The 22,089-nt window shown below is 62.3% G+C and carries 16 protein-coding genes and 1 tRNA gene; 6 read left to right on the top strand and 11 right to left on the bottom strand.

Annotated elements, in window-relative coordinates:
* The first annotated feature begins 274 nt into the window (after positions 1-274).
* Both CUJ91_RS04935 and CUJ91_RS04930 read left to right on the top strand, forming a co-directional pair.
* Positions 275-2,623 carry a bifunctional diguanylate cyclase/phosphodiesterase gene (locus tag CUJ91_RS04935; RefSeq protein WP_006048392.1) on the top strand — a complete coding sequence of 783 codons (2,349 nt, stop codon included), beginning with the start codon at positions 275-277 and terminating at the stop codon, positions 2,621-2,623.
* Positions 2,624-2,818: 195 nt separating this feature from the next.
* Positions 2,819-4,027 carry a chromate transporter gene (locus tag CUJ91_RS04930; RefSeq protein WP_114155951.1) on the top strand — a complete coding sequence of 403 codons (1,209 nt, stop codon included), beginning with the start codon at positions 2,819-2,821 and terminating at the stop codon, positions 4,025-4,027.
* 5 nt (positions 4,028-4,032) lie between these two features.
* On the opposite strand, the gene CUJ91_RS04925 is transcribed toward CUJ91_RS04930, so the two are convergent.
* The 5 genes from CUJ91_RS04925 to CUJ91_RS04905 all read right to left on the bottom strand — a co-directional run bounded on the left by CUJ91_RS04925 (position 4,033) and on the right by CUJ91_RS04905 (position 12,231).
* Positions 4,033-4,491: a CopD family protein gene (locus tag CUJ91_RS04925; RefSeq protein ID WP_114155950.1), complete on the bottom strand. Its 459-nt coding sequence runs from the start codon at positions 4,489-4,491 to the stop codon at positions 4,033-4,035.
* 319 nt (positions 4,492-4,810) lie between these two features.
* Entirely contained in the window at positions 4,811-7,135 is a 2,325-nt protein-coding gene (gene parC, locus CUJ91_RS04920; protein WP_006048395.1) for a DNA topoisomerase IV subunit A, read from the bottom strand.
* A 58-nt stretch (positions 7,136-7,193) separates the two neighbouring features.
* Positions 7,194-9,179 (bottom strand): DNA topoisomerase IV subunit B, encoded by a 1,986-nt coding sequence (locus CUJ91_RS04915; protein WP_006048396.1) that lies wholly within the window; start codon positions 9,177-9,179, stop codon positions 7,194-7,196.
* A 394-nt stretch (positions 9,180-9,573) separates the two neighbouring features.
* A complete protein-coding gene (locus tag CUJ91_RS04910; RefSeq protein WP_114155949.1) occupies positions 9,574-11,568 on the bottom strand; it encodes an ATP-binding cassette domain-containing protein in 1,995 nt (664 codons plus the stop codon).
* Positions 11,569-11,829: 261 nt separating this feature from the next.
* Positions 11,830-12,231: a DUF4399 domain-containing protein gene (locus tag CUJ91_RS04905; RefSeq protein WP_114155948.1), complete on the bottom strand. Its 402-nt coding sequence runs from the start codon at positions 12,229-12,231 to the stop codon at positions 11,830-11,832.
* A gap of 217 nt (positions 12,232-12,448) precedes the next feature.
* On the opposite strand from CUJ91_RS04905, the gene CUJ91_RS04900 reads away from it, so the two are divergent.
* The 4 genes from CUJ91_RS04900 (at position 12,449) to CUJ91_RS04880 (ending at position 15,355) form a co-directional block, all read left to right on the top strand.
* Complete coding sequence (locus CUJ91_RS04900; protein ID WP_114155947.1) at positions 12,449-12,640, top strand: rubredoxin; 192 nt, start codon at positions 12,449-12,451, stop codon at positions 12,638-12,640.
* 140 nt (positions 12,641-12,780) lie between these two features.
* Positions 12,781-12,855, top strand: a tRNA-Arg gene (locus CUJ91_RS04895).
* Positions 12,856-13,027: 172 nt separating this feature from the next.
* A complete protein-coding gene (locus tag CUJ91_RS04890; RefSeq protein ID WP_114155946.1) occupies positions 13,028-14,230 on the top strand; it encodes a tyrosine-type recombinase/integrase in 1,203 nt (400 codons plus the stop codon).
* A 318-nt stretch (positions 14,231-14,548) separates the two neighbouring features.
* Positions 14,549-15,355 (top strand): hypothetical protein, encoded by an 807-nt coding sequence (locus CUJ91_RS04880; RefSeq protein ID WP_114155944.1) that lies wholly within the window; start codon positions 14,549-14,551, stop codon positions 15,353-15,355.
* Here the strand turns inward: CUJ91_RS04880 and CUJ91_RS04875 are convergent.
* From CUJ91_RS04875 to CUJ91_RS04850, 6 genes are all read right to left on the bottom strand, one after another.
* A complete protein-coding gene (locus tag CUJ91_RS04875) occupies positions 15,291-15,800 on the bottom strand; it encodes a hypothetical protein (RefSeq protein ID WP_114155943.1) in 510 nt (169 codons plus the stop codon). The genes CUJ91_RS04880 and CUJ91_RS04875 overlap by 65 nt on opposite strands.
* An 89-nt stretch (positions 15,801-15,889) precedes the next feature.
* Positions 15,890-17,233 carry a phosphoribosylglycinamide synthetase C domain-containing protein gene (locus CUJ91_RS04870; protein WP_114155942.1) on the bottom strand — a complete coding sequence of 448 codons (1,344 nt, stop codon included), beginning with the start codon at positions 17,231-17,233 and terminating at the stop codon, positions 15,890-15,892.
* Positions 17,230-19,197, bottom strand: a complete 1,968-nt coding sequence (locus tag CUJ91_RS04865) for a hypothetical protein (RefSeq protein ID WP_114155941.1) — start codon at positions 19,195-19,197, stop codon at positions 17,230-17,232. Before CUJ91_RS04865 ends, CUJ91_RS04870 begins: the two co-directional genes overlap by 4 nt.
* Entirely contained in the window at positions 19,198-20,691 is a 1,494-nt protein-coding gene (locus tag CUJ91_RS04860; RefSeq protein WP_208716149.1) for a hypothetical protein, read from the bottom strand. It abuts the gene before it with no gap.
* 9 nt (positions 20,692-20,700) lie between these two features.
* Positions 20,701-21,753 carry a hypothetical protein gene (locus CUJ91_RS04855; RefSeq protein ID WP_153067623.1) on the bottom strand — a complete coding sequence of 351 codons (1,053 nt, stop codon included), beginning with the start codon at positions 21,751-21,753 and terminating at the stop codon, positions 20,701-20,703.
* 3 nt (positions 21,754-21,756) lie between these two features.
* Positions 21,757-22,086 carry a hypothetical protein gene (locus CUJ91_RS04850; RefSeq protein WP_153067622.1) on the bottom strand — a complete coding sequence of 110 codons (330 nt, stop codon included), beginning with the start codon at positions 22,084-22,086 and terminating at the stop codon, positions 21,757-21,759.
* Positions 22,087-22,089 lie beyond the last annotated feature (3 nt).

Below are 22,089 nucleotides of genomic sequence, written 5' to 3'. Positions count from 1 at the left end.
GCAAACCTATAAGCGAAGCGCAAAACAGCCCGCAAAATAGCCCTTATACGGCCGCGGACCGCGCCCGCGTATACCCGATGCCGGGACCCTTCCTTAATCCAGTGGCATTAAGTAATATCGAAACGTACCCGGCCCGGTGCAGACGATCAGGCGCGAAACCACGCCGTTTCTTCTTGCGCAGCAGTTCCGGCAACTCCATGCAGCCACCCATGAAAACAGCGCAGTCCACGCTCGCGCGTTCGCAACCGGCCGGCAGCTGGGCACGGGCCGCCTGATGAGCAAACCCCGCTTCTCCGATCAGCGCGAAGCCCGAAGCCGCCGCGATCCCGCTGTATCGCGCCGTCGCGCGCTGCTTGCCATTCCCGCGCTCGGCGTGCTCGTCTTGATCCTGCTGTGGACTGTGATCTTCGCGCGTCTTTCGGTCGAAAAAGAAGCCACCAATCGCGAAGCGATGGCGTCTGCCGCAATTCTCTCAGCGGCGCTCGAGCAGCATACGATCAAGGCGATTCACCAGGTCGATCAGATCACGCGCTTCGTCAAATACGAGTTCGAGAAAACGCCGGGGCGTTTCGACCTTGCCAGCACGGTGGAAAAAGGCGTCGTGCAAAGCGAGACGCTCGTGCAGGTGTCGTTGATCGACGAGCACGGCCAACTCATCGCCAACACGGCCGAACTCAATCCCAAGCGTATCGATCTGTCGGATCGCGAGCACTTCAAGGTTCACGAGCACGAAAACGACGACCAGTTGTATATCAGCAAGCCCGTGCTCGGCCGCGTATCGGGCCACTGGACCTTGCAGATGACGCGGCGTCTGAATCATCCGGACGGCTCGTTCGCGGGCGTCGTGGTCGTGTCGGAAGACCCGAGCTATTTCACGAGCGACTTCTACAACAACGCGGCAATCGGCCGTGAAGGCGTGATCGCGGTGATCTCCGACAACGGCACCGTGCTCGCGCGGCGCACCGGCAGCGTCGTGAACGCGAGCGGCACGTTTTCGGCAAGCGGCTCGTATCCGACTTCGGAACACGTGTCGGGCACCTACGTCGATTCGCTCGACAACGTCACGCGCATCGTGTCGTACCGGCATATCGACGGCTATCCGCTCGGCGTGCTCGTGGGCCTGTCGCAAGCCGAGGAATTCGCCGACTACAACCACACGCGCAACGTCTATCTGCTGATGGCGGGTTTCATCTCACTCGCCATGCTGAGCTTCTTCGCGGTCGCAACCGGTCTGATCGGCAAGCTGCTTGGCCGCGAGCGCGAGATGACGCATCTGGTCGAATACGATCTGCTGACCGGCCTGCGCAATCGCTATTCGACCTTGCGCACGCTGCGCCAGGAAGTGGCGCAGCCGCACAACCTCGGCCACCTCGCGATTCTCTTTATCGACCTCGATAACTTCAAGACGGTCAACGACACGCTCGGCCACAACGCCGGCGACATCGTGCTGCAAATGACGGCCTCGCGTCTCGCCACGGCGGTCGCGGACGGCGGCACGTTGAGCCGCATCGGCGGCGACGAGTTCGTGGTCGTGATCAAGGGCGAGGACGTGGAAAAGCGCGCGGTGGCGCTTGCCGAAGCAGCGGCTGAAGCGTTCGCGAAACCGTTCGAAGTGCGCGGCAGTTCCTTCGTGCTGCATGCGAGCATCGGCATCGCGCTTTATTCGGTGGCGAACGAAAGCGAGATCGATCTGCTGAAAAAAGCCGACCTCGCGATGTACAGCGCGAAAGACGCGGGCAAGAACTGCTACCAGTTCTATTCGCCGCAACTCTCGCATCGCGCGGACCATCTGATGAAGTGGGAGCAGCAGTTGCGCGTGGCGCTCGCCGAAGGGCAACTCTTTCTCGCCTATCAGCCGAAGATCGATCTGACGCGCCGTTGCATCACCGGCTTCGAGGCGCTGGTGCGCTGGAATCATCCGCAGCACGGTCTGATTCCGGCCAACGAGTTCATTCCCGTCGCGGAGTCCACGGGACTGATCGTGCCGATCGGCGACTTCGTGATCGAGACCGCGTGCCGGCAACTCGCGGTCTGGCAGCAGCAAGGCTACGACACGCTGTCGCTCGCGGTGAACATTTCGGCGGTGCAGTTCTGGCGCGGCGATCTGTACGAGACGATCTCGCACGCCATCGAGGAAAGCGGCATTTCCGCGCGCCGTCTGGAACTCGAAATCACCGAGACGGCGATGATGGAGTATCCCGAACTCGTCTCCGAAAAAATCTTTGCGCTGAAGCGTCTCGGCGTGCGCATTGCACTCGACGACTTCGGCACCGGCTATTCGTCGCTCTCGTATCTGAACCGTTTTTCGGTGGACACGCTGAAGGTGGACCGCTCGTTCGTCCAGGCTATTCCGGGCGACCGCAGCGTCTGCGTGATGGTCACCGCGATCGTCAATCTGGCGCGCTCGCTCGGGCTCACGGTGGTGGTCGAAGGAACGGAAACCGAAGAGCAGATTGCGTGGCTCGCCGCGCTCGGCCATATCGAAGCACAAGGTTTTCTGTTTTCGCGCCCCGTTCCGGTCGACGCGATTCCCGCACTGCTCGAACGTTTCGGCGTGTGCGGCATGGCCGGCCGGCGCCCGGTTCAGGAAGCAAACAGCACGAGCACCAGCACGAACGGTTAGACAGGGTGCTGAAGGCGCGCGCCGAGGGCTTCATCTAACGCTGCGGCTTTGCAAGCCCATCCATACCGCGGCCGCGCAAAACCGGCTACATTCTCGCTGTATTGCGTTCTCGCGCGATGCCGTCGGACCGGCCGGCCGCGCGCAACATCAAAGGATCACAGGACGGGCGCCCGCCTCGCGGACGCCCGTGGCGCCATGCACACGATAACAAGCCACGAAGCTGCAAGACGAGGGGAGCGGGAACCGCTATGGACGCTGTTCAAGGTCGTGCTCGGCCTGTCGGCGTTGTCATGGGGCGGCCTCGCGCTAATGGCGCAGCTCGAGAATCACTACGTCGAGCGCGAGGCACGGCTCTCGCGAGTCGCGTTCTCCGATCTGATCGCGCTTGCGTGGATGGTGCCCGGGCCGGTGGGCTGCAACGTCGCCGTGCAGCTCGGACACGCGCTGCGCGGACGCGCCGGCGCATGGGTCGCGGGCATCGCGAGTGTGCTGCCCTTCTTCATGCTGATGACGCTGTTCGCGATCTTTTACCGCACGCCGCTCGTGCGCACCTTCGCGTCGCAGACCTTGCTGAATCACTTTAGCGTGGTGCTCGCCACGCTGATCGGCATCACCTGGTACAAGCAGACGCGCGCGCTCGTGCGCGGCAAACTCGAATGGACTGCGGCGGTGGTCGGCTGCTTCGCGCTCTTCTATGCACACAGCCCGGCGGCTTATGTGCTGATGCTGAGCGCGGCCTTCGGCGCCGGCTGGGTGGTAAGCCCCGTGCGCAGCACGCGCTTTGTCGTGTCGTTCTCGCGAGGCGACTGGCAGATACTCGCCATGCTGTGCGTATTCGTGCTGCTTTTCGTACTGCCGCTGCCGCATCGCTACGATCTCGCGCTGCTATGGCCGCGGCTCGCCGGCGCCGGCATGACGCTCTTCGGCGGCGGCTTTTCCGCGTTGCCGGTGCTCAAGACGCTGTTCGTCACGCCGACCATCGGCGTCTCCGACAACGACTTCACGCTGGCTTTTTCGTTGTCGCCGATCTCGCCCGGACCGCTGCTGAACGTGGTGCCGTTCTTCGGCTATCTCGTCGACGGCTGGGCGGGCGCGCTGCTCGCCACGCTCGCGCTGTTCGTGCCGTCGGGATGCCTCGTCGTGCTGGCGCAGCGGCATCTGCATCAGTTGAAAATGAATCCGCGATTCGAGCATGGCATGCGGATTCTGCGCGCCGTCACCACGGCGTTCCTCGCGGTGGCCGTGCTGCGTATCGCCGGACATGTGCCGCTGCAACCGGTCTATCTGCTGACCGCCGTGTTCTCGGCGATGTGCTTCGCGAAGCTCAAGCTGCCCGTGTATGCGGTGTACGGCACCGTGGCGATTGCGTGCGGGCTGTGGCTTGCGTATGGCGCGTGGGCTTAGCGCGATCAGAATCCGCGTGACAGCGCCGCGAAGCCGACCGTCACGACACCGAGCACGATGTTGATCAGCACGAGACGCCGGATCGTGCCGACCGCCTGCGCGCCGTCAGGCCACTTCTGCGCCTGCACTGCGCGGCGAATGCGCGGAAATACGGCGAACCGGATATGCCCGAAGATCAGCATCATGACGATGCCGAGGCCGGCCATTGCATGCAACGGCCAGGTGGCGTGACCGCCGCCGAATTGCATCAGCAGGAAACCGCCCGTCAGCAGAATGACGAGCACCGAAGCCGCCACCCAATTGAAGAAGCGGCCAAACACCGATTCCCACAACGGCAAGCGCAATTGCGGCGAGAGATCGGCTATGGCGGGGCGCAAGCAGAAGTGCGCGAAGATCATCCCGCCCACCCACACCGCGACTGCGAGCAGATGTAGAAAGAGCGCGAGTTCGATAGCCTTGTTCATGTTGTATTCCTCTCCGACGACGCCACACCGCTTATGCCGAATGATATGAGCAGCGGCTATTGAGCGCGTTCGACCGCACGCCCTGCGTGCAGTTCCAAAACGCCCGTGGCTTGCGTCGTTTTTCTTGTTGTTATTGCAGCGCGGCTGATGTCTCGACGAAGTACCGCGACCTGCTACTTCGCTGGTACTTCGACTCGATACCGCGACGCCGCCCCCGAATTTGCCGCGCGCTGTACTGCAATGCGCTGTACTGCAATGACTTGCACGGCCAGCGCCTCGCATGCTAGCAGACACCGGCCGCTTTCAACATGAGCCTTCGTCAGGCAACCGGCACCGGACGCATGCCTTCGAGCTTGAGCTTGCTCTCCGGCGCGCGGCCCTTGCGTGCCCGCTTGCCGACATGCGCGGCGAGCGCGGCGCCGCTCAGCTTTTCTTCGTCCAGACGACCGCCGCGGCGCGCGCCGATCAGCATCACGCCGGCCGCGTTGATGGCGAGCGCCTGCACCAGCGTTTCCTTGTCGTCGAGCGCCATTAGCGTGACACCGCGGCCGCCGCCCGACAGCGTCTTCATTTCGTCGATGCCGAACACCAGCAGGCGACCCGCCGATGACAGACACGCAACCTGCGTCGCGTCCGGCAGCATCGGCATGGGCGCGAGCGGCGCGGCGCCTGCGTCGATCGTCATGAACGACTTGCCTGCCTTCACGCGGCTCACCATGTCACCGACCTTCGCGATGAAGCCAAAGCCGTTGCTCGACGCGAGCAGCAACGCCTGATCCGCCGAAGCCGCGTAGTAATGCATCAGATGGCTGCCCGACTCCATTTCGATCAGCGACGTGACCGGCACGCCGTCGCCGCGGCCGCCCGGCAGCGACGCCACCGCGACCGAATAGACGCGCCCGTTGCTGCCCCACGCGATGAGCGTGTCCGGCGTGCGGCACTGGAACGCCGCGTAGAGACTGTCGCCGGCCTTGAACGTGAAGCCCGCCGTGTCGAGGCCGTGCCCCTTCAGCGCGCGCACCCAGCCCTTTTGCGAGACCACGACCGTGACCGGTTCGTCGACCACGCGGGCTTCGTACGTCGCGCGCTTTTCCTGCTGGATCAGCGTGCGACGCTCGTCGCCGTATTGCTTCGCGTCGGCTTCGACTTCCTTGATGAGCAGACGCTTCATCGCCGATTCGCTGCCGAGCAGTTCTTCGAGCTTCGCCTTCTCGTCGCGCAGTTCCGCGAGTTCCTTCTCGATCTTGATCTTCTCGAGCCGCGCCAACTGACGCAGCCGGATTTCGAGGATGTCTTCGGCCTGCCGGTCGGACAAGCCGAACGCGGCCATCAACGCGACCTTCGGTTCGTCCGACTCGCGAATGATGCGGATCACTTCGTCGATGTTCAGGAAGACGATCATCCGGCCTTCGAGGATGTGAATCCGGTCGTCCACCTTCGTCAAACGATGACGCGTGCGGCGCGTGACGGTGGCGAAACGGAACGCGATCCACTCGTGCAGGATTTCGCTCAAGCCCTTCTGACGCGGCCGGCCGTCGCCGCCCACCATCACCATATTCAGCGACGCGTTCGACTCAAGACTCGTATGCGCGAGCAGCGTGTTGACGAACTCCGTCTGATCGATGCGGCTCGACTTCGGCTCGAATACGAGGCGCACGGGCGCGTCCTTGCCCGACTCGTCGCGCACGGCGTCGAGCAGGCCGAGCATGGTCTGTTTGCCCTGCAACTGTTCCGGCGTGAGCGCCTTCTTGCCGAGCTTGATCTTGGGATTGGTCTGCTCCTCGATTTCCTCGAGCACCTTCTGCGCGGCCGTGTTCGGCGGCAATTCGGTGATGACCAGTTGCCACTGGCCGCGCGCGAGGTCCTCGATCTTCCAGCGGGCGCGCACCTTCAGACTGCCGCGGCCGGTTTCATAGGCCGCCGAGATTTCTGCTTCGCTCGAAATGATCTGGCCGCCGCCTGGGAAGTCCGGCCCCGGCACATGCTCCATCAACTCCGCGTGCGTGATCTTCGGATTGCGGATCATCGCGACCGTGGCAGCCGCGACTTCGCGCAGATTGTGCGACGGAATTTCGGTCGCGAGACCGACCGCGATGCCCGACGCGCCGTTCAGCAAAACGAACGGCAGACGCGCGGGCAAGAGCCGCGGCTCGTCGAACTCGCCGTCGTAGTTCTTCATGAAGTCGACGGTGCCCTGGTCGATTTCGGCGAGCAGCAGCTTCGCGATCGGCGTCAGGCGCGCTTCCGTGTACCGCATCGCCGCCGCGCCGTCGCCGTCGCGAGAGCCGAAGTTGCCTTGGCCGTCGATCAGCGGATAGCGCATCGAAAAATCCTGCGCGAGACGCACGAGCGCGTCGTACGCCGACTGGTCGCCGTGCGGGTGATACTTACCGAGCACGTCGCCGACCACGCGCGCCGACTTCACCGGCTTGGCGTTGTCGGACAGACCCATGTCGTTCATCGCGAACAGGATGCGGCGCTGCACCGGCTTCTGGCCGTCGCAGACATCCGGCAGCGCGCGGCCCTTGACCACGCTCACCGCATAGTCGAGATACGCGCGCTCCGCGTAGTTGCCGAGCGTCAGGAAGTCGCCTTCGGGCGGCGGCGGCTCGGTGAAAAGGTCGAGAGTGTTATCGTCGTCCATCTAGAATCCGTATCGTGTTTGGCGTGAGGTTTCGTGCGGGAGCGCTGGCTTGCACCGCTCAGATATCCGCTTCGACTTCATTGCCCTTTTCTTCGAGCCAGTTGCGGCGCGACGCCGCTTCGCCCTTGCCCATCAGCATGGTCATGCGCGCGACCGTGGCGTCGTAGTCGAGCTCGCCGAGCGCCACCGGCGTGAGACGCCGCGTGTCCGGGTTCATCGTCGTATCCCATAGTTGTTCGGCGCTCATTTCACCCAGCCCCTTGAAGCGGCTGATCGACCATTGCGTGTCGCGCACGCCGTCCTTGCGCAGCTTGTCGAGAATCGCCTCGAGCTCGCCTTGGTCGAGTGCGTACAGCTTCTGCGCGGGCTTCTTGCCGCGCGCGGGTGCGTCAACGCGAAAGAGCGGCGGACGCGCGATGCACACATGACCGCGTTCGATCAGTTGCGGGAAGTGCTTGAAGAACAGCGTGAGCAGCAACACCTGGATGTGCGAGCCGTCCACGTCCGCGTCCGACAGAATGCAGATCTTGCCGTAGCGCAGATTCGACAGATCGATCTTGTCGTCGGGGCTGTGCGGATCGACGCCGATCGCCACCGAAATGTCGTGCACTTCGTTGTTCGCAAAGAGACGGTCGCGCTCGGTTTCCCACGTGTTCAGCACCTTGCCGCGCAGCGGCAGGATCGCCTGGAATTCCTTGTCGCGGCCCATTTTCGCGGAGCCGCCCGCCGAATCGCCCTCGACGAGGAACAACTCGTTGCGGCCGATTTCCGTCGATTCGCAATCGGTCAGCTTGCCGGGCAGCACGGCCACGCCCGAGCTCTTGCGCTTCTCGACCTTTTGCCCGGCACGCGTGCGCGCCTGCGCCTGCTTGATGACGAGGTCCGCGAGCTTCTTGCCGTGCTCGACGTGCTGGTTGAGCCACAATTCGAGCGCCGGACGCGCGAACGACGACACGAGCTTCACCGCGTCGCGGCTATTCAGGCGTTCCTTGATTTGCCCCTGGAACTGCGGGTCCAACACTTTCGCCGACAGCACGAACGACACGCGCGCGAACACGTCTTCGGCGAGCAGCTTCACGCCCTTCGGCTGCAGGTTGTGCAACTCGACGAAACTCTTGACCGCCTGGAACAAGCCTTCGCGCAAGCCGGATTCGTGCGTGCCGCCCGCGGGCGTCGGAATCAGATTGACGTACGACTCACGCGTGAGCGGCCCTTCCTCGCTCCACGCGACGACCCACGCCGCGCCCTCGCCTTCGGCAAACGTCTCTTCGTTCGCGCGCGAGTTTTCGGCGTAACGCTCGCCTTCGAAAAGCGGAATCAGCAGGTCGCTGCCGCTCATGCCTTCGAGCAGATAGCCGCGCAAGCCGTCTTCGTATTTCCAGCTTTGCTGTTCGCCGGTTCGCTCGTTGACGAGCGTGACTTCGACGCCCGGCAACAAGACCGCTTTCGAGCGCAGCAGACGCTGCAGTTCGCCGAGCGGCAGATTCGGCGAGTCGAAGTACTTCGGATTCGCCCATGCGGTCACGCGCGTGCCCGACTTCTTTTCGCCCCTGGCTGCGGCGCGCACTTCGAGCGGCTTGGCGACGTCGCCGTTGGCGAAGCTGAGCGCGGCGACCTTACCGTCACGCCATACGGTGACGTCGAGGCGCGTGGACAGCGCGTTCGTGACCGACACGCCGACGCCGTGCAGGCCGCCCGAAAACGTGTACGCGCCGCCAGCGGCTTTATCGAATTTGCCGCCCGCGTGCAGGCGCGTGAACACGATTTCGACGACCGGCACGCCTTCTTCCGGATGCAGGCCGAAGGGGATGCCGCGGCCGTCGTCTTCGACCGACACCGAATGATCCGCGTGCAGCGTGACCGTGATTTGCCGGCCGTAGCCGCCGAGGGCTTCGTCCGACGCGTTGTCGATGACTTCCTGAATGATGTGCAGCGGATTCTCGGTGCGGGTGTACATGCCGGGCCGTTGCTTGACCGGCTCGAGACCCTTCAACACCTTGATCGACGCTTCGCTATACGCGGCGTTTGGCTTTTTCGTGGACATGGTTGACTCGGGTGCGTCGGTTCATCGTTGTCCACAGGTCCGGTTGATAAGTCCGTGGACAATGCGTTGAGTTTTCAAAAAAAGCGAAACGAAACAACGTGGTTAGGTGGGATGCCCGCGATGCGGGCAAGCTGTTTGTCGCATGGGTTGCGCTCGTTCGCCGCGTGATGAGCGCGCGGCGTTCGTGCGCATTTACAGCATTCCCCTGATTGGGCGCTGCATCGCGGCCCAGCGCCACCGCTGGTGAAAACGCCGGGGATGCCTTGTTCGCGGGGTATTTTACTGATTTCGAACCTGGCGGCAATTCACGGCGCACACGATTGGCCATTCGGACAAGGCGCGGTCCACACGCAAGCGAAAGCGCCGACGACGAAAGACGCCGGCGCTTGCCGCCTCATTTGCGACGGTTTTCGAGTTCGTCCCAGCGCTCGAGCGCGGCCAGCAGTTCTTCGTCGATGGCGGCATAGCGTTCGGAAAGACGCGTGCCTTCCTGTGGGTCCTTCGCGAAGATCGAGCCTTCTTCAAGCTGGGCGCCGATGGTTTTCTGCTCGGCCTCCAGCGCGGCGATTTTCTGCGGCAATGCCTCGAGTTCGCGCTGCTCCTTGAACGACAGCTTGGCCGCGCGCTGCGGATTGCGGCCGGCTGTGTTGTCGTTGGCGGAGGCGTCTTTGGCTGTGTCTTTATTGGCGTCTTTCGCCGCGTCTTTCGTTGTGTCCTTAGTTGTGTCCTTAGCCGCGTCCCTGCTCGCCTCTTTCTGCGCTTCCTGCGCCAACTGCTGCGAGCGCTCGCTTTGCAACTGCCAGTCGGTGAAGCCGCCCACATACTCGCGCCACTTGCCGCCGCCCTCCGACGCGATCACCGACGTCGCGACGTTATCCAGAAACGCGCGGTCGTGGCTCACGAGCAGCACCGTGCCGTCGTAGTCCGTGAGCAGTTCTTCGAGCAGTTCGAGCGTGGGAATGTCCAGGTCGTTGGTCGGCTCGTCGAGCACCAGCACGTTGGCCGGCCGCGCGAAGAGACGCGCGAGCAGCAGCCGGTTGCGCTCGCCGCCCGACAGCGACTTGACCGGCGAACGCGCTCGCTCCGGCGCGAACAGAAAGTCGCCAAGATAGCTCATGACGTGCTTTTTCTGGCCGTTGACCTCGACCCATTCGCTGCCGGGGCTGATGGTGTCGGCGAGACTTTTGTCCAGGTCCAGTTGCGCGCGCATCTGGTCGAAATACGCGACTTGCAGATTGGTGCCGACGCGCACCGTGCCCTCGTCCGGCTTCAATTCGCCGAGGATGATCTTCAGCAGCGTGGTCTTGCCCGCGCCGTTCGGACCGACAAAGCCGATCTTGTCGCCGCGCATGACGGTCCCGGTGAAGCGGTCGATCACCGTGCGCGAGCCGTAGCGCTTCGTGACATCCGTCAGTTCCGCGACGATCTTGCCCGACTTCTCGCCCTGCCCGACGTCGAGCTTGACGTTGCCTTGGACGTTGCGGCGTTCCGCGCGCTGGTTGCGCATTTCGACGAGCCGCGCGATGCGGCCGACGCTGCGCGTGCGGCGCGCCTCGACGCCCTTGCGAATCCACACTTCTTCCTGTGCGAGCAGCTTGTCGGCCTTTTCGTTTTCGACGCGCTCGATTTCCAGTTGCTGCGCCTTGCGCGTCTGATAAGCCGAAAAGTTGCCCGGATACGACAGCAGACGCCCGCGATCCAGTTCGACGATGCGCGTGGCGACGCGGTCGAGAAACGCGCGGTCGTGGGTGATGAACAAAAGCGCCGCGCGCTGCGACACCAGCAGATCTTCCAACCAGCGGATGCCGTCGAAATCCAGGTGGTTGGTCGGCTCGTCGAGCAGCAGCACGTCCGGCTGCACGACCAGCGCGCGAGCCAGCGCGACGCGCTTTTGCATGCCGCCCGACAGCGAACCCACGCGCGCCTCGCCGTTCAGGCCGATCTGCTGCAGCGTGGTGGCGACGCGCGTGCTCCAGTTCCAGGCGTTCGAGGTGTCCAGCGACGATTGCAGCGTGTTCATGCGCGCCATCAGCGCGTCGTGCTGCGCGCCTTCCGGTTCATCCGCGAGCTGGTTGGCGACCGCGTCGTATTCGTCGAGCAGCGCGCGGGCGTGCGTGAGGCCGGCCGCGACGGCTTCGAAGACGGTGTCGTCGGTATCGAACTGCGGCTCCTGCGGCACGTACACCGTGGTCAGACTCTGCTGACGCGTGACGAGGCCGTCGTCGGGCTTGGCCAGATCGGCGACGATCTTCAGCAGCGACGACTTGCCCGCGCCGTTGCGGCCGATCAGACCGACCCGCTCGCCCGGTTCGAGAGAGAAGTCCGCGTGATCGAGCAACGCGACGTGACCGAACGCCAGTTGCGCTCCGGTAATGGTGTAAAGCGACATGGGAAATTGGAGAAGACAGCGAGGATTCGGAACTGCTCATTGTACCGGGCGCGCGAGCGGGTGCCTGTATGCCGGAAGATATAGGACGAACGCGCCGCGTCGCGATGCCCGGCGTCGACGGTCGGGTCGGGTGGCTTGCGTCGGCTTGCATCGGCTCGCTCTTGTCCGCTTTTATCCGCGTGCGAGCCGTGCGAACGCGAGCATGAAGCGGCTGCCGGGCGATGCCGATGCGCGCCCGGCCATTTGCGATCCGGCGGCGCGCTACTTCACATGCACAGTGATGGTCTTGCTGAGTCCGGGACCATAAGAGCGATGTGCGCCGTCGCCGAATTGCAGCGTCAGTGCATGGTCGCCCGGCGGCAGTGTCAGGTCCGTTTCCGTCTGACCCTTGCCGAAGTGCAGCGATTTGTCGTTGGCGGGAATCACCTCGCCTTTCGGCAGCGGCTTGCCATCCACCAGCAGATGATGATGGCCCGTGCCGTCCGTCATCGTGCCGGCCGGGGCGATCTTCATGCCGTCGACGGCGAATACCACGTGGACGGGATTGCTGACGGTCGCGCCGTCCGTCGGCTGCACGAAGGACACGCTTGCCGCCTGCGCCGCGCCGGACGCCGCCAGCAATCCAGCCAGTGCCGCGCCGGTCAACCATCTGGTTTTGAACATCGTTTTCTCCTTGTTAGAAACGTGAGCCACGCACGATGCGCAGCGCCGCTGCGAGTCAGCAGCATACACGCGGTGCGTGATGGAGCTTGTGCGTGCCTGCGTCAAATCCGATTGCCGATGCCGTTGACGAATTCCGGTAATATTGCGGCTCTCCGCGGATGCCCGAAAAAGGGGCAGACTGCGCGGGATCATTGCATTGAAGAGAGAAGAGTACGTCGTGAGCGAAGTAACGGAAGTGACTGAGTACAAGAGCTGGGTTTGCCTGATTTGCGGCTGGATCTATAACGAAGAAGAAGGTTTGCCCGACGAAGGCATCGCCCCCGGCACCCGCTTTGCCGCGATTCCCGAGGACTGGCGCTGCCCGCTGTGCGACGTCGGCAAGGCGGAGTTCGCGGTGGTGGAGTTTTGAGGTTGGGCGTGACGTCGTTTCCGACGGTTTTGCTATACTCTTGCCCTCGCTTGCATGGCTGAAAACGCAAGCGCTTGCGGCGTCATTTCGGCGCGGCAATCACAGATCAGGGGTCCGGTCCGCCCCGTTGTAGCTATCCGCTCCCTGTAGTTCAATGGATAGAACAAGTGCCTCCTAAGCGCTAGATGCAGGTTCGATTCCTGCCAGGGGGACCAAGCACCTTCCCAGCATTTCCCAAGTTTGCCCAAAAAGCCCCGTCACGCCTTGCGCTGCGGGGCTTTTTGCTGCCATCATTGCCCACAAGCACCCAATACAAACCACATTTCTTGGGGGTATCGACGGGGTATCTGAAATATCCCCCAAAACTCGATACCCCCACTCCGGACCATGCCTAAACAGATCGTACCGCTGACCGAGCTGCAAGTCCGACGAGCCAAAGGTTCTGACCGTCCGTACAAGCTTGCCGACGGCAAGGGCCTCTATCTCCAGGTCATGCCGAACGGGGCACGCTACTGGCGGATGAAGTACCGATTTGACGGCAAAGAGAAAGTCGCCTCATTCGGCGTCTATCCCGAGGTGACTCTGGCCGAGGCTCGTGACGCCTGTCTCGCCGCGCGCAAGCAGTTAAGCACCGGCATCGATCCGTCGGCATACAAACACGAAGCCAAGCGCGTGCGTGCTCTGGTGGCGGCATCAACGTTCGAAATTGTTGCGCGCGAGTGGTACCAGTCGCAGAAGGGAGGCTGGACTGACGTCTATGCCGACAAGGTGATCAAATCACTGGAGGTGGACGCCTTCCCACGAATTGGGGCCAAACCGATCGCGGACATCGAGGCGCCCCACATGTTGGAAATCATCCGTGCGATCGAGGCGCGCGGTGTACGGGAGACGGCCAAGCGGGTCCTGCAACGATCCCGAGCAGTTTTCCAGTACGGAATCATGACTGGACGCTGCTCGCGCAATCCGGCCGCCGACATCGACGTTGAAACAGTTCTCAAGAAAGGTCCTGGCGTGCGGCACATGGCGCGTGTCAAACCGGTCGAGATACCGCAACTCATGCGGGACATCGCAGGCTATCAGGGCGATCTGGTGACCCGGCTGGCTCTTCGCTTCATGGCTCTGACATTCGTGCGCACCACCGAAATGATCAACGCGGAATGGACCGAGATCGATGAAAAAGCGGCCGAATGGCGGATTCCGGCGGAGCGGATGAAGATGCGAGACCCGCACATCGTGCCTCTTTCCAGACAGGCGCTCGAAGTCCTCGGCGAACTGAAAAAGCTGAATGGCGCAGAGAAGCACGTGTTTTTCAGCATTCAGGGTCGAACTCGCGGCCCAATCTCGAACAACACCATGCTGTTTGCCCTATACCGCATGGGATACAAGTCACGCATGACCGGCCACGGCTTCCGCGGACTGGCCGCAACGGTCCTGCGCGAACTCGGCTACAGCCGCGACGTCGTCGATCGACAACTGGCGCATGCCGAGCGCAATCAGGTGACCGCGGCTTATGTGCATGCAGAGTATCTGCCGGAGCGCAGGAAAATGATGCAGCATTGGGCCGATTATCTGACCGCAGCTAGTGCGTAAGGCCACCTAAGGCATATCGATCAGACCGCGCTTCCAATAAATACCCAACCGTTATGAAGGACTACTATGAAAATGATTGCGGTTATCTCGATCTGCCTTTCCCTATCTGCATGTGGAGGAGGTTCAGGAGATGCGTCTACACCTCCCAAGTTCACCACGTCTACCGGACCTCAATTGCGCCCGTGCGAAACGACGGGACCAGGCGCACCGCCGTGCCCAAGCTCCCAGACTACGGGAGGTGCGCTGTGATTTGCCACTTCGACCTGACCATTTTCGCGCTCGCCTGTTTTTTCGTCGCCATCGTGGGTCCCTAATCTGTTGAAGCTCTACGCCACTAGCGACATAGCCTCTTCAATACGCCGCGCGCACCAGGATTTCACGCATGTCCTGGTGAACCGCGGCTACACCACCATCAAGCCCGTGTATTTCCGCAGCAGCAAAATAGCTGATCTGCCGGTCTACCAATGGGCGTGGTGGGATAAGGCGACTGACGGTCAACTGCACCGCTGGCGAGAGCTAGGCGGCATCCTGATTGACCGTTACACGTTCTCCGACAAGGCAGGCGCGGCCGATGTCGTCGTTTTCGTAGAGTGCCCGCTGACAATGAAGCGCATCGAGCGGTCCATCATCAACACCGCAGAATATGCGGTGATCCCCCGGCCGCACACGTGGCGCGTGCACGAGGAATGCATCGAACTGCGCACACCGCCCGCGGATCGCCTGCTTGACCTGTGGAAGATCTGCCGCGGCGCGCGCCTGACAGACGCCGAACTGGCCCAATCCTCGGGCATACCGAAGCAGCACGTCATGTACATGCGCAAGAGTCTGAAGCCGGCGGAAGAGTGGGCCATCAAGCCTCGCCTCGCGCCGGAATTCGCCGGCTTCCTGGACGCGTGGGAATGGATCGGCGCCGGTCGCGTTGTGAGCAGGAAAGACGCGCGCGCCCACAAGGCGGCTATACGGGAAATGGCGCGCCTCGGCCACATAGCGCTTGAGAAGATTCAGCAATACCCGACGGATGAACCGGACTGGCAGAAGCTGGAAAAGAAGCGGGCCGCCGCTATTGCGGATCTGGCCGCAGTTCGATCACTGGTTGAGACACTTCCCGACCATCTTCAAACGTGATCGTCGTCTGACGGACCTGTTTAATGCGCGGCGCGTTCAGGTGATACAGCTGGTTCAGTTCGCTCAACGCGTTTTCTATCTCACGATCGCCAGCAGCAGCCGGCGCGCCGCCGCGCAGCGAGATCGCAGCCTGAAGCTTGACCTTCGCCATCGCGGCGCTTTCCTTCGGGTCCATCGTTGCCAGGCTGTGCAACTCCTCCAGACCAACTACCCGATACGCTCGCGTGAGGTCCGCCAGTTCGCTCTCGAACTGCTCGTTGCTCATGCGTGAGTACGCAGGATCGACCTTGACCTTCTCGACCGCCGCGGCGAATCCCTGAAGCTCAGCGGATGCACGGATATATCGGTCCAGTTCCTGAGCCGTGCAATCGAGCGTGGAGGATGCCAAGAAAATGTCGCCCTTCGCTTCGATGAGCGCTTCCTTGATACTGGCTTCGGAGATCATCCCGGCACGTAAAGAGCGTCGCATCGTCTTTCCTTATGTCACTCCAGCAGTCAAAACAAACTTCACGACCACACAAGCCGCACGCCATGTCAGTACCCCAAGCCTTTCGCGTAGCCCATGCGCTGGAGCTCGGGCAATTGCTTCTGTAGCCGGCCAATGCCGATGTCCGTCCGGTAAAACGGGCTATTGGGAATTTTGATCTTCTTGATGGCGCTGTAGGCGCTGCGGCGAGCGCCCGTGATCGTCTCGCCTGTACCCGTGCAGATCAGCACATAGTCGCCGGCCGTCACCGGGCCCGGCAGTTCCACGACCTTTCCGTTCACCTCGCGCGGCGCTACTCCCATCATCACTTCCGAGTAGTGAATATGATTCATGTCCTCAGCGCCATAGATCGGGATACCGCACAGTTCCTTGTTCGTGATCTTCGAATATGGGAAGTCAGGCAACGCCATCAGCACCGAAACGCAGACCTCATCCATGCGCATTTTCAGCGTGTCGCGGCCGTTCAGCTTGTCCACCATCCATTGAGCAGGGTCACCCTCAATCAGGGCGGTCAGGTTGTGGCGGATCGGCCATCCGTCGCGCATGGTCCACTCAAGCGGAAAGGGGCCCTTGCCGTCGGTCGGAATCATGCAGTTCACGTCCACGTAGCCGACATAGCCGATGCGGTGCAGATGCTCGGTCGCGGGCTTCAGCACCTCCTCGGCCAGCTTGGACTGCTTTACGACCCGTACTGTCGTTCCCATCTCGCCGGTGTTCACGCCGAGATCGCCGTTCATCAGCTTCTTGTTTTCCCAATTCTCGATCCAGCCTTTCGACCAGCCGCCAGGGCCAAAATAGCCACCCACGGCCATCTCAATGCCGTCGATCTTCTCCTGCATGATGAAGCCATCCGCGCGCGCCGCCGCACGGTACTTGTCGATCTTCTTCCAGCGCTGCAGCATGTACACCATATCGGCCGCGCTGCTCGACACGTAGGACATCGCGCGCTCACCGTCGCCGGACGGCTTGGACACGAACGGCTTGCATTCCTTCTTCACATAGGCGATCGCGGAATCGTAGTCGTGGAACGTCTTGCCCGGGATGATGCGCATACCGCACTCTTCCATCACCTTCTGCCCTACTTCCCGATCCAGTTCCCACTCGACGGCCGCGAGGTTGCACCCGAAGATCGGATAGCCGATGCGGCGATACGGCTCGAGCATGTCGAGATAGTGCGTGTTGTCGGGCGTGTAGATCAGGTCGGCCCAGCCGATCCATTTGCGCCGCAGTTCATCGTAATTGCGGATTTTCCGCACGATGCCCTCGCCCGCGTGACGGTCCGAACCGTCCGCACGAGGCTGGTCGTACCACATGACTTCATGGCCCCACTCTTGGCAGCGCATCAACCAGTCGAGGCAGTTAGAGCCGACGTCGATCGCGAGAATTCTCATTGTTGTGGCCCCTGGCTCTGTGCAAACCGGGAGCGCAGCGCGCCGATGGCGGCGTTACGTGCAGCCGGCGTACTGGCAGCGTAAGCGTTTCTCAACAGTTCCCTGCCGGGCTCCGTTAGAAGCGCCCGCGACGCGATGTAGGGCGTAATGACGGAAGCCGCAGCAGCCACCGGATGAGCGAGCGCGATCGCCGCGGTGCCGAGCATATGCCCGGCTGCCGTGGTGCCCGACGGATTGGCGCCGGTTCGATCTCCTGCTCTCGCCATCGTGTCGGTGGCGTCAGCGATCTGTCTTATCTCGCGCGGAGTGAATCCCATCTCCCGCAGCTTCGGCTGCACCTTGTCGAGTTCGCGCCGGAACTTCGCGAACGATATGGGCGCGGCACCTGGCACATCGTTTCGTGCCGACTCCAGACCATTCAGGAGTACAAACGCCTTGGACTGCTGCAGGACATCCGGCGCGTGCCGTCGCAGGATTGTCGTGACGCTCCGCGCTTCGCTGGGCGTCATGTTCAGATAACGTTTAGCGATCGCCTCAGGCGCCTTCGTCGATGCTGTTTGACCGCTGAATGCAGCGTCTGTCACGTCCTCGCCAAGCAGTTTTCCAAGCGCGGAACGCTCGATATAGCTGATCGATTGCGACGCGTTGGCGTAGTTCTGGTTAGCGCGGCGCAGCGCCTGTGAGATCGGCGTGTTGGCGTTGCTTGCCGCGTCGAAATCCTGATTGATTGCACCGAACAGACGGCGGGCCAGCAACTGATTCGCGTTCGGATCGATGTCGGAAAAGACGTTACCCGTTCGGCGCGCGGCATTGCCCCATGCGCGGCGGGTTCTCATCGCGTCATCGACGGTTGCCGTTCCCTGTCCGGCCAGAGCTTCGCGCATCTGCCGAGCCTGCGCAGCTATCCGCGTCGCATCGCCTGCGGGAACGTTCTGGTTTTCCGCGATGATCCGGTCGAGCGTGTTCAGCGTGTTGCTGTAACGGATGACCGGCTGGTTTCCGGCGATGCGCCTGACTTCACCATAATCACGTGCTGCCTGCGCATCACGGGCCGTGTCGATCCGTTGCACGGCATCGTTGTAGGCGGAGCGTAGACGCATGCCGGCCTGCTCCGCGTTCCCCGATGCGCCCTGCACCTGGCCTGCCAATTCGTTCACACGGTTCACAGCGGCCTGTGCCTGCGCAAGTTCGTCGGCGTTAGCCGTGCCGCGGGACGGGAAAAGTTCGCGCAGGCGATTCTCGATCGACGTCAGCGACTTGCTGCCGGTTTCCTGTCCGAGCGTGAGAGGGATTCCAGACGCTTGTGAAGCGCGGCCTGCCTCGCTGGGCGGAGGCGGAATGCTTCGCTCCGCGCCGCCGATCATGCCACCCGCGGCGCCGCCCAGCATTGAGCCCGCAATCTGCCCCAGATAGCCGCCACCCATTTCACGCGCCGCCTGACCGCCGAGACCTGATCCGATGGCGGAACCAATACGCGGCAGCACGCTGGACGTGCCGCCCGGAAGCACAGCCGACGGGCCTGCTTCCAGGCCGGCCGCTGCATAACGCTGAGCGGTTGTGCGGGGCTCAGCACTAGGCCCAATCGATCCAATCTGAGCGAGTTTCTGCTTGATCCAGTCCGACCCGCCAACAGGGGAATCGGTCTGCTTCAGGTGCGCGCCGAACAGATTGGCGATGCCCTTGGTGCCTTCAATCGCGGAGTGAGCCAGATCGACCGGAAGTCCCGCCACGTCAGCCACGCCTTTACTCAGGTTGCCGCCGATGAATCCTGCAATGCTTTGCGGCGGCTCAGCAGGCTTTGATGCAGGCGCAGCAGTGCCGCCCGGCGCTGGAGATGGAGCGCCAGCACCATTCGGTCCGAGGCGCTGTTGCAGGATCAAAAATGCCTGTTCTTTCGTGGCGCCATCGGGACCCTCTACATCGTATGTCTTGCCTTCGGGCGAGGTGAACGTGAACTTGGGCATTTAATGCTCCGTCACGGACCAGCCGGAAGGGATGCCGCCGGCAGACTCGCCGCCCTTTCCTGCCATGCGATCGCGCTGCGATTTTCGAACGTCTTTCGGCGCCTGGAGAGCCGCGTCCATTTCCTTCTGAAGCACCGACATAACCGAACGGTACTGCTCCTGAGTCTGCGCGGTCGAGAGAACCTCCCGAGCATGTTCCTTGTCGTGGACGGTCGGAGTTCCTGTCGGGCTGATCGCGCGCGCATAGGTGTTGATGAACGTATTGTTCGCAGCACCGAATGCCACGATGTTCGGGTCGCCCGTGTTCGTCTGAGCCGCCTGCAATGCCTTGTTGACGGGGACGAACTGCGTGCGCGGAATCTTCTCGGACAGATCGAGCGCAATCTGGCTCGTCTTCTTCGCTTCGTTTGCAGCGAGTTCGACGTTAGCCGCGCGGGTGCCGGCCGTGCGTGCAGCCGCCTTGTCGCCCTGGAACTGGGCGTTGCCGGCAGCGATGTCCGCACCGCCCTCGCCGCGTTCCTTAGCCATACGCGCGACTTCCTTGCGGATCGCAACGATGTTCTGTGCACCCTGAACGCCGCGGCCCAGGTTCTGATAAACAGAGGTGTCCCCTGCCAGCGCCTGTTCGGCCAGAACGCGAACGGTGTCGGGGTCAAGTTTCGCATCAGGGTCGCCAGCGTGCTTCATCTTCGCTTCCTGAACCCGGAAGGCGAACATCTCGCGCTGGAGAGCGACGGAATCCTGATGCGCCTGCATGCGCTCCTGGATGCCGAGCCGGCGATCTTCGGATGCCTGTTTCGCCGCATCGATGCGCGCCTGGAGCGATTCTCTCTGCACGCCGAGTTGCTGCAACTTCATTTCATTGTTGAATTGGGCCTGCAGATGCGCAGCCTGCTGCTTTGCCTGACTGTCGAGCACCGGCTGTAGCTGCTGCAATCCCGCCATCAGATCAGCGCCGCTCAATCCCTGATCCTGCAACACCTTAACCGCGCCCTCAAGCGTGAGAGGACCACCGCCGCCCTGTTGCTGAGGAGCAGGAGACGGCGGAGCCGGAATCGATGCTGGGGACGCCGCCTGCGCAGGAGATGCGCCGGTCGGCATCGGGCGGAACGGCGGGATCCCTTGCTGAGGAATTGATCCGGAGGGAGCGCCAGAAGGCAACGGCGGAATACCGGTTGGTCCAGACATCGGGCTCGACGGCATGGGCGAGCCTTGCGGCTGCATGCCCTGCGGGCTCTGCATAGGCTGAGTCGGTTGCGCCGGCTGCGATGCCTGCCCAGGCGGCGGCGGAATCTGCTGCGATTGCTGTTGGCCTGCAAGCAGACCAGGAAGCGCGTTACCTGCCGCAGCTAGTGCCGCCTGCTGGCGCTGACGGTCCTGTTGCTGCTGCTGGAACGCGGCCATCTGCATCGCCGCCTGCTGCCGCTGGATGGTCTGCTGCTGGGCCTGCTGTTCGTATTGAAGGAAGTAAGGTAGTCCTGAGATTCCTGCCATGTCGGCTCCTTACATGGTGAAGCCGTAGCTATTGCCGCCGCCCGAGTAATACGGGCTGGACGTGAACGCGCCGCTAAAGTCGCCTCCACCGAAGGAACCCGTGGTTCCGCTGCCAAACATGCTGCTCCATCCACCGTTGTTCTGAACGGCGTTCCCGATGCCCTGAATGCCTTGCGACACCAGGCTTCCAGCAGCGCCAGCACCTTGCGCCTGCGTCTGGTACGGGACGGACTGCGCTCCCTGACCGTAATTCATATAAGGGATCGTCTGCGCCTGAATCGACTCTGCGGGCCCGTACACATTCGAATTCAGGTACGAACCGTAAGTGTTGGCGAGTTGCCCCGGGGTTGCCGCGATGGTCTGCGCGGTCTGATACGGAAGTTGCCCCGCCATCAGCTGATAGCCCGGTGCCGCAGCTGCTGCCGCTTGTCCTGATTGTCCGTACTGACCAGCAACGCCGGCCGCCTGGCCGTAGCCCTGCAGTCCCTGTAAAGCACGGGAAAGCTGGTTGTTCTGCCAGTCAATATTGAAGTTCGACATCGCCTGATTAGCGACACCAGCGCCCGCGGCCGAAGAGCCGAGACCGTACATGGAATTCGTCGCGCCGGTCTGATCTTGAAGCTGTTGCGCGGTCCGGTTGTACAGCGCATTCTGAGGATCAAGCCCGAGGTTATAGACGTTCTGACCGGCCGCCAGCAGGGAATTTTGAATACCGAAGTCCTGATTTGCCTGACCGTTGAACAGCCCTACGAGATTTCCATAGCCATTCGCCGCAGCGTTGGCGGCGTTCTGGTACTGAGGACCATACTGGTTCGCAGCATTGATGCCGGCCGTTTCGGAGCCGAGAGCGATCTGATTCTGCGGATTGGCGTTGTCGTAATACGTGCCTTGCAGGCTCTGCAGCAAGCCCTGCCACGTTTTATCCGCGTCTTGCAGCCCCGTCGGGACGTAATAGCTGCTCGGGCCACCGCCGGATCCGCCGGAAGTCGACGGTGACATTGCACTCGACACCGCGGCGCCCGCAACCGATGCTCCAACAGCAGCAGCGACACTCCACGGCATAGGTCACCTCTTGATCAGTACTTCATCGATTTTCTCGGGATTAGCGACTTCAGTCGCATGGACACAAAACCAGACAATGTCCGTAAGTGCCCTGATGCTATGTTTTTTTCCCGCCTTGATCTCGATGACGCACGGCCCGTGATGGACCGACATTTCACCGTCAAGGTCGACGACTACCGATCCCGCTCCGAGGATGCCAAAATGATCGTAGATGTGTTCATGCGTCTCGACTTCCTGCCCCCTGCAAAGGGGGGCTTCGCGCACATAGACGCCCGCCGAGAAGTGGTGTTTGATCGCCGTGGCGGACACGTATGGAGCAAGGGCCTGGATCATAAA

Source organism: Paraburkholderia graminis, assembly GCF_003330785.1.
Lineage (GTDB): Bacteria > Pseudomonadota > Gammaproteobacteria > Burkholderiales > Burkholderiaceae > Paraburkholderia > Paraburkholderia graminis.
Note: the sequence above shows the minus strand (reverse complement) of the source record. Positions and strands in the feature narration are given on the sequence as shown.

Coding starts and splice junctions, on each gene's coding strand:
- parC (WP_006048395.1), bottom strand. CDS start 7,135: ATGGACGACGATAACACTCTCGACCTTTTCACCGAGCCGCCGCCGCCC.
- CUJ91_RS04905 (WP_114155948.1), bottom strand. CDS start 12,231: ATGTTCAAAACCAGATGGTTGACCGGCGCGGCACTGGCTGGATTGCTG.
- CUJ91_RS04930 (WP_114155951.1), top strand. CDS start 2,819: ATGCACACGATAACAAGCCACGAAGCTGCAAGACGAGGGGAGCGGGAA.
- CUJ91_RS04910 (WP_114155949.1), bottom strand. CDS start 11,568: ATGTCGCTTTACACCATTACCGGAGCGCAACTGGCGTTCGGTCACGTC.
- CUJ91_RS04935 (WP_006048392.1), top strand. CDS start 275: ATGAGCAAACCCCGCTTCTCCGATCAGCGCGAAGCCCGAAGCCGCCGC.
- CUJ91_RS04860 (WP_208716149.1), bottom strand. CDS start 20,691: ATGGCAGGAATCTCAGGACTACCTTACTTCCTTCAATACGAACAGCAG.
- CUJ91_RS04915 (WP_006048396.1), bottom strand. CDS start 9,179: ATGTCCACGAAAAAGCCAAACGCCGCGTATAGCGAAGCGTCGATCAAG.
- CUJ91_RS04925 (WP_114155950.1), bottom strand. CDS start 4,491: ATGAACAAGGCTATCGAACTCGCGCTCTTTCTACATCTGCTCGCAGTC.
- CUJ91_RS04875 (WP_114155943.1), bottom strand. CDS start 15,800: ATGATCTCCGAAGCCAGTATCAAGGAAGCGCTCATCGAAGCGAAGGGC.
- CUJ91_RS04855 (WP_153067623.1), bottom strand. CDS start 21,753: ATGCCGTGGAGTGTCGCTGCTGCTGTTGGAGCATCGGTTGCGGGCGCC.
- CUJ91_RS04870 (WP_114155942.1), bottom strand. CDS start 17,233: ATGAGAATTCTCGCGATCGACGTCGGCTCTAACTGCCTCGACTGGTTG.
- CUJ91_RS04865 (WP_114155941.1), bottom strand. CDS start 19,197: ATGCCCAAGTTCACGTTCACCTCGCCCGAAGGCAAGACATACGATGTA.
- CUJ91_RS04850 (WP_153067622.1), bottom strand. CDS start 22,086: ATGATCCAGGCCCTTGCTCCATACGTGTCCGCCACGGCGATCAAACAC.
- CUJ91_RS04890 (WP_114155946.1), top strand. CDS start 13,028: ATGCCTAAACAGATCGTACCGCTGACCGAGCTGCAAGTCCGACGAGCC.